Below are 14,614 nucleotides of genomic sequence, written 5' to 3'. Positions count from 1 at the left end.
CCATGCGTAGGTCCTTTTTATTGGTCTTGGATAAGTCATCCGAGAACAGTATAAAGGATTTTTTTGTACATGAATAGCTTTATAGCAATGCTTTTAATGATTTGAAGTTCTTTGCAACACTAGTGTTGAATGATATTTGAAATTTTTGCTAAAAATAAATCGCTGTAGTGGATCAGCGCGTAAAAAGTATGACCGAGCAGATCAGTTGAGACCGGCTTTTTTTTAACAGGTTCGGTATACTAGTTATGAAAGAAAAAATAGCAGTCGTCCGTCCGTTAACCAAATATTTGGAAGCGATTCAGTGAAAAGGGGAGAATGATTATGGAAACAGATTTACTGAAAAAACCGTATACGGAAAATTTGTTGCACAATGGTTGGTTCAAAAACGATCTCGATGACTGGAAACTAAAAACGCGTGGTGTAGCGTTTGACGAAGTAGGAGCCGACAAGTTTTTAGCTGTAGATGGGACATTAGCTCCGCAAGTTGCACAACAAATCAAAGTTCGACCGCAACATACGTATTATTTATCATTTGAAGTAGCCTTGGAAAAATATGGGAGCGGTTTTTTTGGTGTCCAAGTCATTGAACCGCATTCAGAAGAACTCATTACCTCAATGAGTGTCACGGAAGAAACGACTAGTCTAATCAAACACTCCATGCTTTTTACAAATGAATCGGCTCAAAAGCTTTTGTTGCAAGTTGGTTGTGAGAACGTTGCGGATTGTACTGGGAAAATCGGGAAATTAGCATTGTATGATTTGACCGAGATTTTCGGCATGGGGAATGAACTGCCGCTAGAACAATTCGATGAACTTTTGCAAAATAATTTTTTCATTGAGTCGGATCAAGGGATCGAAATGTCCATGACTGCTTACTTAGAAGAAATGATCGCGCAAATGTCACAAGGTCAAGCTACAGTGACGATCAAGTCGACTGATAGCGATAAAGAAAATGCGTTTATCCAGCAGATGAATCAAAAAGCGCAACGTTTAGGCATGACCAAGACGAATTTTGTCAATGCTCACGGCTCGTTTTCCGAAAATCAACTTTCAACCGCGCATGATTTAGCTAAATTATTGTTGCAAGGGATTTGTGAGCGACGCTTTATGGAAGCTTGGGGTGCAGCAGACTATTCATTCATGATCACAGGTGAAAACACGCGTGAAGCGGTGATTGAAAACGCGGCGAAAGAATTAGGGGAGTATACGTTGCTAGGTGCGCGGACAGGTTTATTGTCAACGGCTTATAGTGGTGCAGTCTTAGTGGCAGATGAGGAAAATAATTTATATACTGCAGTCTTGATGAATGCTAGCTCAGCAGAAAATTGTGAACGGGAGTTGATCCGCTTGATCGCAGCTGCTAAACACCGTCGCGCAAATCCGGAATACGAAAGTCCGATTGCCTTTACAGCTGTTAGCGGTGTGGTCAATTTAGTCCAACAAAATCCGTTGTGTTGGACCAATAGTGAATACCCGATTTTTTATTCGTTCAATAAAGAACAAGAAGTCTCGCCGGGAACTTTGACGAAACTCATGACAGCTTTGGTGATGTTAGATCATGTCAGTGATTTAGCGGAGACTTTTGAACTACGCGAAAGTGATGTGACCCATGGCAGTGGTCCAAACTTTGCTGCCGGGGATGTGATTAGCTACCAAGACGCGTTGTATTTGATCTTAGTCGCAGGTTCTAATACCGCGACGAAAGCTGTGGCGCGGACGGTAGGAGATAAAGTGATCCAAGCACGAGGGACTATTTAATAGAAGAGAAAATTGCGGGTAAGAAATTTATCTGTAATTTTTTTGAGCGAACATTTCAAAATCATGTCAAATAATATTTATTTGAGGGTTTTTTTGAGAATTTCCAATAAAAAGCACATGGTATGATCATAAGGAATTAAGTTATTGCAGTTTTTTATGACGAGGAGGTCCAGTATGATCTATCATCTGCTAGTCAACTTGCCAACTTCTTTACCTGGTATCGAACGAGCAGCGATCACGCGCCATCAATTAATCAAAAAAAATTATCCTAGTAAATTAGTGACGGTCAGCTACAATCGAAATTTATTTGCGACTGCGCAACAGTATCAGTTGACGCCGGCTGATTACCTCAACTTGCACGATTACTTCCAGCAAGCCACTGAACCGTTAGCATTTGAGCCGGTGAAAAAAGAAGAATTGTTTCCAAAATCGGACTATGAGTTAGTCGTTGTGCCGAATACCCGCGAACAAGACTATCGCGTCTTCCGAGGGAAAAAATTAGTCGCTTATATTCACACGGAACAACCAAGCGGCCGCCTAGTTTATATTAATTATTTTGATAAAAACATCGACAAACGTGAACGACACTTATATGATTGCCGTGGTTTTTTATCGGCGATCCAATACTTAGATGAGCACCAGCGAGAAATGTTTGAAAAATTTTTGACACCTAGTGGGCAAACTGTGATCGAAAAAACGTATTCGTTGAAATCATCCGAACGCGAGTTGACGCAAGTCAAAGTTTATACGAAAAGACGACCGCTCTTTTTTGAGTCTGAAGCTGATTTTATGACGTACTTTTTTGATCAAGTACTGACTGAAGAAGATGTGACGATTACGGACCGGAATCGTTTTATTAATCCAATCATTTTAAATTGTCAAACGCCTTTCAAAAAAATCGGCGTACTTCATAGCACCCATTATCAAGGTGATGATCCGGCAAATGAATTGAAGTCGCATTATCGCGTCTTACTAAACGAACGAGAGCGTTTTTCAACGATCATATGCTCCACGAGACAGCAGCGCAAAGATGTGATCGCTCGTTTTTCAAACGACGGACAAGTCAAAAGTATTCCGGTTGCCTTTCGAAAAGAAGTCCCGCCTAATCAACTTTCCTTCACTGATGATCAGCCAATCAAAATCGCGATGATCGCCCGTTATTCACCGGAGAAGCGGTTAGATCAAGGAATCAAAGCCTTTGCTAACATCAGTGCTAAATACCCCAACGCACAACTGCATTTGTATGGTTTTGGCTCTGCTAAGAACCAGCAAGCTTTAGAAGCTGTGATTGCAGAAGCTGGCGTAACGGACAAAGTATTCTTACGTGGTTACTTGACTGATTTAGATCAGGAGTTGCAGTCGGTACATTTGAAATTATTGACTAGCCATGAAGAAGGTTTTTGCATCGGGGTTCTGGATGCATTAGCTCACGGGATTCCAGTTCTTTCTTATGATATCAATTATGGGCCAAGTGAGATGATCACATCTGGTAAGAATGGCTATTTAGTAGAAGATGGGCAAATCGATCAGCTGAGTGAACGGCTTGATCATGTCTTGAGTGATCCTGAACTGTACCAGCAATTGTCAAAAGCCGCTTATCAAATGGCAGCTGAATTTTCAGCCGAACAGGTCCAAGCCAAATGGCGGGCTGTTTTCGAAAGTCTTTCGGTCACGCCAAAAGTCAAAACTAGTCCACGCATTTCGTTACGCAAACGGTTAAGTCTATTTAGGAGGTAGCACGTATGAAACAAGGTGTTAAAGAATATATCGAACAAATTTATCCGGGAAAATGGGTCGGACCAAAACAAGATCAGTTGGCCGATTTAGAAATCGACAATGTCACATATCAATTACAGCAATTGATTAGTCAACATAATGTTTTTATCGCCATGAAACCTGAAACGTTCAATACGAAGGCCCATAGTTGGGGTCCTTACAGCGCCAAATATGATAGCCATGAAACCGTCTTGCGCTATTTGGATAAAGTCAGTTTGCTGATCGTGGAATATGAATTACCAAATGTCGATGTCCCGCAATATATGGTGGAAAACTCCTATGACTTTTTGCTGGCGATGGCGAAAGTGGGTCGGGAACGATTCGAAGGCAAGATCATCTCGATCACGGGAACTGTGGGGAAATCGACCACGAAAGAATTGTTATCGATCGCGTTAGAATCCAAGACTAAAGTTTATTATGCCCATGAAAACTATAATAGTCGAACGGCAGTGCGGTGCATGTTGGCTTCTTTATTACCAGAAAGCGGATATGAATATGCGATTTTTGAAACTTCACTGGCTGCGTTGTGGTTTGGTGATTCAGGAGTCACTTCTGAAGTCAGAGGCCATTATTCAATCTTCACTCAATTTGGGATCGGCCAAAAAGGGACGACCGCGCGCGATGCGATCGACTATAAAAGTCGGATGGCACTAAACATGAGTCCAGGCGGTAAAGTCATTTTAAATCGTGATGCGGATGAGTATGACTACGCGTATGAAAAAATCAGCGAAAAAAATGATGACATCACGACTTTCAGCCGGACACAAGCAGCGGATGGTCAATTAAAAGATATTCAGATCAAAGACCGCAACCACAGTATTTTGACATTTACGATCCATGGCAAGAGCTATGATTTTGTGATCGAGACCATCAATCAATACGATCAAGGTTTTGTCAGTAATTTGATTGGTGTCTTGACCTTACTAGCTACTTTAGGGTTTGACTTAGCTGATTTTCATGAAACATTTTTAGCATTTACGCGGCGTGAGCATTTACTGAATTTTATGGAGACGAAAATCTTAGGCCACAAAGTCACTTTATTAGATGACACCTATAGTGCTGAAGAATTATCGACTCAAAACTCGATCAAGTTAGTCAATCAAATCGCCGACCAATATAGCGGAAAAACTTATGCGATCTTTGGGTTGATTTATAATATCGGGGATTGGGAACATCATGTGTATGACAATATGGTGAAATCCGTGGAAGCTGGAGCTTTTGACAAAGTCTTTACTTTTGGCGATCGGATCGATTATTTGCAAGAACAACTGCCAGAACGTTTGAAAGGCGGACACTTCCGAAGTTTAGCAGAGATGCAGAAATATTTATTGCCGCAATTAGATGAAGATTCTCTTGTCTTATTAAAAGGCGATACGCGAGAGACGAATTTGCGAACGGTGATCGAACTGTTCAAAGAACCAACTAAAAATTACGCGCAAAATGCGAGCTACGGGCTAGCAACCGCTGAAAAAATCGACGTTTTTCAAGCTGATGAGCTTCAATTGACAGAAGGTGTCGCCAATGTTTTGTTATATCATGAAACGTTGCAGCGCTTAAATGCAGGCTTGATCCATTTAGATGATATCGTCACCTTTGATGATTATACGGCAGAACCGAATGCCACTCGCAGTACTGGCGCTAAACCGAAAGAAAAACGCTATTTAAAAGATATTTTGAGTCAAGCAGTCTCATTAAATGCACCAGATGCACTGCTTGCATTAGCGCTATTCTTGTATTACAACGATCCAAAATTAGCTTTACGTCAACTGCAAGCCAAAGCGGAACGTTACGGGATCGATCCTGCTAGTGTTCGTAATTTGACTGCTCGGATGGCTGGGCGGCGCCAACAAAAACTTTCACTGACGGATATCGGCAAAGTGGCTCAATTAATGACTACCTTGCCGACTGAATCATTGCGACTATTAAAAAATCGATCGTGGTTGATCGATGAGCGAGAATTTGCAGCCTTGAATTACCATGATCAAACTAATCCCGAAACAGTCTCGATTATTTGGGGCAGTAAAAATCGGATCGGGATCGTTTTGGATTTAAAAGAAACAGTCACGGCTGGTTTTGGCATCAATTTGACTGAGCCATTTGAGCTGATCGACACGTTAGAATATACTGCGACGAATGGTTCTTGGTTTGAACCCGAAAAATTAGCAACCCCAACGAAGCTCGCCCAGCCATTTGTCAATGTGTTGGGAGATACGTACTTCGGTGAATTCTATTCTGAGCGTCGTAAAAATAAAGGCCGGACCGATGCGTTGATGGAACACGGATATGGCTATTCATTTGAAAAATTAGCACCTTTACTGCCAGCAGATCACTATAATGTCGTAAACCTTGAGACCGTTTTGCCGGCTGATTTTCAAGCTGAAAGTCCTTATCATGGCATGAAGACTTTTGTTTTAGGCGGAAAAGCAGACGAGACATTGACGGAATTGTCAAAACGGCACATCGATCTTGTGGCACTAGGAAATAATCACACCTACGATTACGGGCAAGTTGGAGTTCGCCAGACGTTAGAAAAAATTCGTCAACATCAGCTAGAACATGTCGGAGCCGGAACAAGTTATGAAGCATTGCGCCCAGCTCGCATTCAATATAAAGATCAAACGATTGCGATCTTTAACGGGTATTGGTATGGTCAACGGTTTGAAAAACGGTTGAATGCTTTTGCAGTGGGTGATTACGAAGGCGTTGCGTGTTTGAATGGCATGTTATTAAATGCGATCAAAACTTATCGAGCGCATTACCCAGAGCATGAAATTTGGTGTGTTTGTCATTGGGGCAAAGACTACGAAGCGACCCATGAATTCCAAAAACAAACGGCCCACGCGTTAGTCACTGCTGGCTGTGATCTTGTGATGGGATGTGGGGCACATTTTATTCAGCCTGTTACGGATGTGTTAGGTAAAAAAGTCTTCTTTAGTTTAGGCAATGGCGTCTTCAATAGCGATGGAGAATATGGTCCGCGAAAATTACCGCCTTATAGTTTGATGGTCCGAGTCGATCTTGAAATAAAAAAATTACGAGTTTATCCGTTATATGTCGATAATTTAGCGACCGATTGGCAACCACGTGGGATCACCGAAGACCAAATCCCAGACTTACTGCAAGCTGATCTTGGAAAAATGGTGCGAGATCAACCATTAAAATTAGGCGAAACGAAACACTATTACTTTGAACTGGATTATTAACTTAGTCAGAGTAGCCCAACTAAAAACGAACGTATTCGCTTCAATGGTTGAAGCGACCCCCAGAAGTTAAATTTTTGGTTTGACTTTTGGGGGTCGTATTTTTTATGGCAAAATATAGTTTTGAATTTAAGCTGAAAGTCGTTATAGATTATCTTGAAAGAAAAGCCGGATACAGGTATTCTCGCCAGTGATCATGAGGTTAAAAACGAAAATCAGGTGAAAAATTGGGTTAATTCGTATCGAGAATTTGGTGAAGAAAGCTTATTGAGAAACCGTCAAAATCAGAAATATCCTATTCAATTTAAGTTAGTTGCGATAGAGTTATATTAAACAAGTGAGCTGTCCTATCGTGAGGTCGCCAATACTCTAGGGATAAACGGCGTTCCGTGATGCTGTTTATTTTGACAATAAATGGTTAGAAGAGAAGGGATTTTACAATTCGCCAATTGTAAAATTAAGCTAGACAGTTAAAAAGTCATTTGTGCTACACTCAAAATAGTTCCGACCAAAGAATTATAAGGAGTGAGTACAAATGACCTATACCCATCTTACAACAGACGAACTCGTGATGATAGCCTCTTATTTCAAAATTGGTGCCCCCATTACCTCAGTTGCATGCAACTTACAGCGTTCAAAACAAACGATTTACAAGATGTATCACTTTGAGTAGGAAGGGCTGTCCGTATGATAACGCCGTTGCGGAATCAACCTATAAATCTGTCAAAGTAGAATTCGTGCATCAATACCAATTTGAGACACTGGCACAGTTACGTCTAGAATTATTTGATTATGTGCATTGGTGGGACTACCTACGTTTACATGGCACGTTGGCGTATGAAACACCGATCCAAATTCGACAACAGCGATTGGCGAAGCAAACCCTTGATAATGAGTTCGGATCTGATACCTCTGGAGAGGCAGCGTAATTGAATGATTGTGCTTCTGACAGAGAGAATCAGATCCGAGGAGGCTCATTGTCAAGGGCAATCGGATCCATAACACCACGGCATTCACAACACCTTATAATTTTTGTCAAAAAAAGTGTTGCCATTCCAGTTTATGATTGGAGTGATTCATAGAAATACGGATAATATTCATGCTCATATTGCGACTTCTGAATTAAAAAATAGCCGAAAAAATTATTTCAACGAGCGTACCAATAAATTTGAAGCTAAATACAAAAGAAAATTATATAGCATTAAACAATGAAAAGCGTTATTAATAACACTCTATCCCCAAATATCGAGTGGGGATAGAAATTACATTAACAAAATCAAACACTTTCGTTGTGTGGTTACACGATATGATAATAAATTGGCAAAATCGTTTTTAGCGTTTGCTTATGTGGTGGCCATCTTCAAATTAACTCAATAATAAGTTTTCAGATACCTCCGAGCTAATATACACTGTTTAATTTTGATTGTACTATGAGACCTAAAAATATTAGCCAACCTAGTATAGAGAAGATAATTCCCAATTGTAATCCAGGTGTTTTATAAATGAGTTCTATTTTATGTTTTCCCTTGTTTAAGTTTAACGCTGTATACATTAAATTCGCTTTAACAGTAGGTATTTCCTTCCCATTATCATAAGCCTTCCAACCCTTCTCATACGGCACAGTCAGTAACAAAAGCTTCCTTTTTTGTAAATATATTTCTCCTTTTATTGTATTTGGATTAAATTCAAGATTTGTTAAATGATCACTTTTCAATTTCCTTATTTTATTATCTAAACCAGCTAAGTTTTCTTCATATAAACCTAAGTCTTTGAAAGAATAATCGCCAGTCTTTGTAAACAAGAGATTTACTTCATTGTTAGAAGGAATTGGTTCTCCTAAGTTTAACGTAATATTATCTATTCCTGTATACCAAATATGAAACTTATTTCGATAGATAAATGTTTTTTGTAAATCAGAATACGAAACTTTTAATGCCGTTTCTGTTTGATCTCCAGCTAAATTAAATCCAAGTTTTTTAGGCGTATAGTTGGGATAGCCTATCCCTTTTATTCTTAAAAGCAAGTTTTTGTTTGACGGATCAAAAATATTTGATTCCATCTTTAACGTAATAGTTGCATTTTCCTTTGACACAAAATAATGATTATCTTTAATTTGTACACCGTCTGTTTTTGCTATGGCATAGGGGATTTTTTTAAAGTCGCTTAACTGTACTGAATTTTGATTTGTTCTGCTTAGATTGTCAATTTTTTTCTCAACGATTGCACTTTTAGCTTCCGTTTCCATAAGTTGAAAAGGATTTTTGATTTTACCTATTGTAAATGAATCATACGTATAACCAAAAGGTAAAAAGTTGGTATTTTTGTAAATATCTATAAACTCCCCAGCTTTTTTTTCTGTTTTAACTTTAGTATACCCGTAGGGGATGTATTGTTTGCTAACGTTAGATTCTGTTACAAAGTATTTTGAGTTTGCTAATGTTCCTAGAATTGATCTATTATCCATTCCATAATACTCGTAATCACTGGTAATATTATTCTCTATAGCCTTATTGAAATCAAACGTATTTTTATTTGATAAACTAAAATAGAAACTGGTGCCATGTAAAGAAGGGTTTCTCAGCAATGCATTATTGATTTCTGCTCGATAATTTTTTTCTGGTGAAAGTTCATATCTATACCAGCCATGATCTTTTTTTGCTATGTCTGTCATAGCTGATGTTTTATACGCCCAATAATCATTTTTTACTATTTCTTTATCTGTATAGTTTGCATATAAAGCTGGGTTGATCTTGATATTTGAAAAAAAGGATACATAAACTAAAGCATTAATAAATGTCAAAACACATAGAGCAGGTTTAAGCAATTTTAAATCTTGAATTACTAACACACATGTTGAATATAACAAGAAAAAGACAAGTCCTATATACGGCGTTGATTCTCGATTAAAATTAGCTATTAATAAGACTAAAGAAAACACTCCAATTAATGAACCAAAAAACAGTCTCAGTTTTTTATCAGCTACAATCGTAAGTATATAAGGTAAATACTTTCCAGTTAAAAAAGCTAAGAAAAAGGTAAATCCAAAAATCCAACGGTTCGCACTATAGGAAAAACCATTGAATAGACTTCCGAAAAATGGCAATCCTAAAAACACACCCATGATTAATACAGATAGCAAATCTCTTTTTGTTTCCTTATTTTTCTTCAACATAGTGATCATTATAGCTAGGGTTAACAATACTATCGGAAAATATGCTGTTAACGTCCAACCCTCACCACTATAAACAGGAGAAATGAGGTTTTTTATAAAACTTAAATAGAAATTTTTTGTATAAAACAAAGTTCGTTCTGAATGGATTGACCCTCTAGCACTATTTAAAAACTGAAGTACTACAGGAACAAAAATAATTGATCCCATTAAAATCCCAACAATGTAATTAAAGATTGTTTTCAATAATAAGTTAACAAACAGTTTAATATCTTTAAAAGAATATAACTCGCTAAAATGATATAAGGCATATAAAAATATCAGTAAAGTTAACATGTAGAAAAAATAAAAATTACTGATTACAGAAATAAAAACCATAAATACGAATAGCTTAGAACCCTTTTTTTCAAAAATACGATCTAAACCTAAACATAATAGGGGCAGATAAATCATTGGATTTATAAAATAAGGATGTTTAGAAGCCGCTCCTATTGAGAAACCACAAAAAACGTAAATTAGTGAACCAATAAATGCTTGATAATTAGCAAATTTTTTAGATTTTGCATAAATTGAAAACGCAATACCCGATAAATATAAACGTAACATTATAGCTAACGAAAACATAAATTCAGCGTGTTTAGGTCTAGTTACTACTGACAATAAGTTGAACGGGTCACCCAAAGCGTAGTAATGCATAGTCCCTATAATATTTTGCCCGTAACCTATGCTAAAGTCGTATAATGGAAAATTGAAATTGTGTTGAATAAAAATGTGATTTAATAATTCTCTGATGTATTTACCTGTATATATGAAAGCAACAAAGTGTTGTGGCTGTCCGTCCCAATACTCAACCATAGCTTTTCCAGCCAATGGCCACCAAAAATAAGTGCAAAAAATTACAATCCATAAAGCTAAGCTAAGCCTGAAATAGTAACCAAATTGCTTTCTATTTGTATTATTTTGATCAATCAAAAAACTCACTCCAAACTTTTCAAATTAAAACCAAGCATAAGTATAACGGTTTTTATTATAAAATAATAGAAACATTCAATTATTGCTATTTAAATTCTTTGTCATATTCAGTTTTTAAACTTTAACGTTTTGACCTTTATTATTTGAATACAAAAATCTTTAATAAATTCTTCCAAAAGACACGGATCTGATGTAATGCTTCGCATTTTAAAAAATATATCTTTTTCACCATAAAAATCAATAACTAAATAGGGGTGATAAAGAATAATGATATAGCAACCTGAGTGAAGTTTTGTACAAATGAATTTCATTCATGATTTTTACTTTATCTTGAATTTTACTTTCACGTTTCAGCTACAACATAATATAAGATACTGCTTTTTCTGAAGTATCTATACCAAGATATTTACAAACAACATAGCTAGTTAATTCTGCTTGAGACTCTTTTTATGCTCTTGTATAACTACTTTTCTTGTGTAATGTTGTATGAGCTAATTCATGAATTTTTGTAGCAATTTTTTCTGTTGGATTATAAAACGACCCCCAAAAGTTAGATTTTTGGTCTAACCTTTGGGGGTCGCTTCACGCTTCAATGCGATCACGTTCGTTTTTAGTTATAAATAATCTTCTTCTGAAAAATTTGTTTTTCGATATTTTCCATCTTTTGAAAAGTAACGATTGTAGCGCTGTTTAAATTTTCGAAAACTGAAGATCGTGAGCATTTTGATAAGGGCGTAGATCGGGATTCCGAAGATCACTCCGACTAGACCTAACAGATCTCCCATGACCAATAACACAACTAAAATCGTGATCGGATGGATCTTCAATCGATCCCCCATCACGCGTGGCACGACTAGATCACCGTGGAGCAACTGGATCACAAACCACGCGATCACAAATTTGACTACCATAAAAGTAGAGTCTTGGAAGGCGATGAATAGCCCTGGGAAAAACGCGACAAATGGACCGATGTAAGGAACGATACATAATAATCCGGCGGCGAGTGCCAGCACAGTCGCAAATTTTAGGCCGATCAGTAAAAAGACGATCCAATACATTACGCCTAAGATCAAGGAAGAGACGATCTGGCCTTTTAAGAAAGCCCCAATCTGTTGGTCTGCGATCTTTACTAATTCATTGAAGTCTTTCCGAAATCGCGGTGGTACGATCCCGATCAAGGCACGATAAAATTTTTTCGGATCTTTCAGTAAGAAAAATGCGATCAATGGACCCGTGAACAAAGTGATCGCCGCAGTTGAAACAGCCGAAAATAAATTACCTAAGCCTTTTGCGCCATCTTGCCAATTGTCAGTGATGAATTTAGTCAAGTGATCCGTCACAGAATCAAGTGAGTTCAACGCTTGATTGATCGAATCAGCAAAAGGGGTGCCTTTTAAGAAATTTTTGAGTGTAGCTTGGAAACCATCAAACAGTCCCGGCAGTTGCTTGATTAAGTCTTCGGTTTGATTTTTCAAGACGGGAACTAATAAAAAGCCCCCTAACACGAGTAAACCAATGATCAAAACGTAAGTGATAATGAGACTCCACGTGCGCGGGATCTTTTGGCTGAGTCGGTCAATGAGTGGATTTAAGACATAATATAAGACAAGTGCAAAGACCATCGGCGGTAAAATAGTGGAGATGATCACTCCAAGTGGTTGAAATAAAAATGAGATCTTCGTCAGTAACCAGACCATCACACAAAGTAAACAGACTAAGCCGATCACATAATACGAGGTCTTGCCACCTAGAAAACGAATCAAACGCGAGTCTTCTTCTGGCTGCATGTTCTTCACTCCTTTGGCAAAATAATGGGAAAATCTGACCCGTTCAGATGGGAAATCAAAGAGTCAGCTCAGCTCAAGTAAGTAAGGTTGGTGCAACTGGGAGCAGACACCTTGAGTCAAGTATAACGAAGATTTTAGCGGCTGTATACTTGTAAGGTAATCGAGCAGTTGAGCTAGTAGGCCGCTAAATTTGTAGCGACTTGTTAGCTTTAAGTGACAAGATTGTTCGTTGTATTTTTACAAAAAGGGTGTATTTTAAAAGAAGAAAAAGCATGAAGGGAGATCATGGCGATGCGCATGCGAAAAAGACGGAAACGTAAAATCATCACGGCAACGTTGATCGTAAGCTTTGGGTTGTTAGGCATTTATTTTTTACTCGCACCAACGGATCGCGCGGAACAAGAAACAGCGGTCACCACGTCAACTGTTCAGCCGCGTCCCAAAGCAAAAAAGCAGGCGCTGAAAAAAACCGTTGCGGAACCATTTCCAGTCACCATCAAAGCGCCGGCCATCGACGCGTATTTAAAAACAATCCAGTTTTCCGGCACGGCATTGATCGTAAAAAATGCCCAAGTAGTCGTGAGCCAAGGCTATGGTTTTGCAAATCAAGCGGAGCAAAAAATCAATCAGCCGCAAACGCGTTTTTTGATCGGTTCGGCGCAAAAAGCGATTATCGCGACTGCGGTTTTACAATTAGTCGAACAAAAGAAATGGCAGTTGGATGATCCAGTCAGTCGTTTTATCCCTGACTTTCCCAATGGTGAACAGATCACATTGAAAAATTTATTGAATCACACAAGTGGGATCGCTGGGCGGCAACTCTCATTTGGTGCGATCACACCGCTTGAGCTCGTTCAAGAAATCGAACAAGCCGGTATCCGACAAGCGCCAGGAACGTGGCGGTATTTAGATAGTAATTATGAAGTGCTAGCTTATTTAATTGAAAAAATTACGCAAAAACCGTTGGCGACCTATTTAGCAAGTGAGATCTTTACGCCTGCTGAAATGAACGGCGCGGTAGAAGGGCAAGCTTTTTACCAACAAGCAAATGCTGCCACTAGCTATAAATGGAATGGCGGACAATTGCAAGAAGCGGAAGTTCCCGATCTGTCGCAAGAATTTGGTGCCGGAGATCTTTCTATGACTGCAAGTGATTTGTATCGGTTCGATCAAGCATTGATGACCGGAAAGTTGTTAAAGGAACCTGAAAAAACTGCGATGCTGACACCGGGAAGTTCATCTAGTTATGGCATGGGGTTTTATGTGAATCCCGCTAGTTATATGAATCATGGTGTTTTAGGTGGCTTCAATACGATCAACAGTATTTCAAAAGACGGTTCAACTTACATTTTACTGTTGGGCAATACGAATACCATCGCTTCATTGGGGCAAGCAGTGGATCACATTTATACATTGTTAAGTTGAGGTATGCTAAGCTGGAGTCAATCGGAGGTGTGAGGGATGTTAAACGTTGAAACGAGTCTGGAAAAGTTATATGCAACCGCTCAAATACAAGGGATCGCTGTTGAAAAGGCCAGCAAGATTTGTGGCACTTATGGCTGTTGTGGTAATCATGCACCAAAGATAGAAAAGTACAAGATCACTCATGATGGTCAGAACGTAAGCTTGTTTGTGTGGGGAAAACGTTGCGCGCAAGTCGAGTTGAACACGCAGATCGTAAAAGTTGAATCCGTGCCAGAACTTTCACCTTATGAAAAAAATGTTGTGACGTGGTTTGTAGAAAAAGCGCGCAAGGATTGAACTGGATCTATTTATCATGAATTTGTTGCCAAATGCCTGCTAAAATTAGTAATAGTCCAAACACGAAGTTGAGAACAAAGCCCAGTTTGTTTCGCGGATTTAAGCTGTTGCCGAAATTTTTGCTTTTGGAGATCAAAAGTGGAGCTCCTTTTAAAAAGAATTGATCGGTTTGCCGTTTATTTTTTAACAAT

8 protein-coding genes and 3 pseudogenes are annotated in these 14,614 nt (G+C 38.6%); 9 read left to right on the top strand and 2 right to left on the bottom strand.

Going from position 1 to position 14,614, the window contains the following annotated elements; genetic code table 11:
- The first annotated feature begins 321 nt into the window (after positions 1-321).
- From GVJ38_RS08960 to mobL, 7 genes and pseudogenes are all read left to right on the top strand, one after another.
- Entirely contained in the window at positions 322-1,758 is a 1,437-nt protein-coding gene (locus GVJ38_RS08960; protein WP_159722813.1) for a serine hydrolase, read from the top strand.
- 174 nt (positions 1,759-1,932) lie between these two features.
- Entirely contained in the window at positions 1,933-3,495 is a 1,563-nt protein-coding gene (gene asp1, locus GVJ38_RS08955; protein ID WP_159722812.1) for an accessory Sec system glycosyltransferase Asp1, read from the top strand.
- Between the two features lie 5 nt (positions 3,496-3,500).
- The gene (locus tag GVJ38_RS08950; protein ID WP_159722811.1) at positions 3,501-6,737 is read left to right on the top strand and encodes a CapA family protein; all 3,237 of its coding nucleotides are present in this window, start codon (positions 3,501-3,503) and stop codon (positions 6,735-6,737) included.
- A 104-nt stretch (positions 6,738-6,841) separates the two neighbouring features.
- A pseudogene (locus GVJ38_RS14295) lies at positions 6,842-7,064 on the top strand (transposase); the annotation flags it as partial.
- Positions 7,065-7,269: 205 nt separating this feature from the next.
- Positions 7,270-7,401, top strand: a pseudogene (locus tag GVJ38_RS14290) (IS30 family transposase); the annotation flags it as partial.
- Positions 7,397-7,663 (top strand): annotated as a pseudogene (locus GVJ38_RS08945) (IS3 family transposase); the annotation flags it as partial. The pseudogenes GVJ38_RS14290 and GVJ38_RS08945, both read left to right, overlap by 5 nt.
- Before the next feature lie 133 nt (positions 7,664-7,796).
- Positions 7,797-7,946 carry a relaxase MobL gene (mobL, locus tag GVJ38_RS14470; protein ID WP_159722810.1) on the top strand — a complete coding sequence of 50 codons (150 nt, stop codon included), beginning with the start codon at positions 7,797-7,799 and terminating at the stop codon, positions 7,944-7,946.
- Positions 7,947-8,133: 187 nt separating this feature from the next.
- On the opposite strand, the gene GVJ38_RS08935 is transcribed toward mobL, so the two are convergent.
- Both GVJ38_RS08935 and GVJ38_RS08930 read right to left on the bottom strand, forming a co-directional pair.
- On the bottom strand, positions 8,134-10,875 hold the full coding sequence (locus tag GVJ38_RS08935) for a YfhO family protein (protein WP_235032856.1): 2,742 nt from the start codon (positions 10,873-10,875) through the stop codon (positions 8,134-8,136).
- Between the two features lie 614 nt (positions 10,876-11,489).
- On the bottom strand, positions 11,490-12,662 hold the full coding sequence (locus GVJ38_RS08930; protein WP_159722809.1) for an AI-2E family transporter: 1,173 nt from the start codon (positions 12,660-12,662) through the stop codon (positions 11,490-11,492).
- Positions 12,663-12,953: 291 nt separating this feature from the next.
- Between GVJ38_RS08930 and GVJ38_RS08925 the strand changes: the two genes are divergently transcribed.
- Together GVJ38_RS08925 and GVJ38_RS08920 are read left to right on the top strand one after the other, a co-directional pair.
- The gene (locus GVJ38_RS08925; protein ID WP_235032855.1) at positions 12,954-14,087 is read left to right on the top strand and encodes a serine hydrolase domain-containing protein; all 1,134 of its coding nucleotides are present in this window, start codon (positions 12,954-12,956) and stop codon (positions 14,085-14,087) included.
- 36 nt (positions 14,088-14,123) lie between these two features.
- Positions 14,124-14,423, top strand: coding sequence for a hypothetical protein (locus GVJ38_RS08920; RefSeq protein WP_159722808.1), 300 nt, complete (start codon positions 14,124-14,126; stop codon positions 14,421-14,423).
- Positions 14,424-14,614 lie beyond the last annotated feature (191 nt).

The sequence above is a fragment of the Enterococcus sp. CSURQ0835 genome, from assembly GCF_902706605.1.
GTDB lineage: Bacteria > Bacillota > Bacilli > Lactobacillales > Enterococcaceae > Enterococcus_A.
Note: the sequence above shows the minus strand (reverse complement) of the source record. Positions and strands in the feature narration are given on the sequence as shown.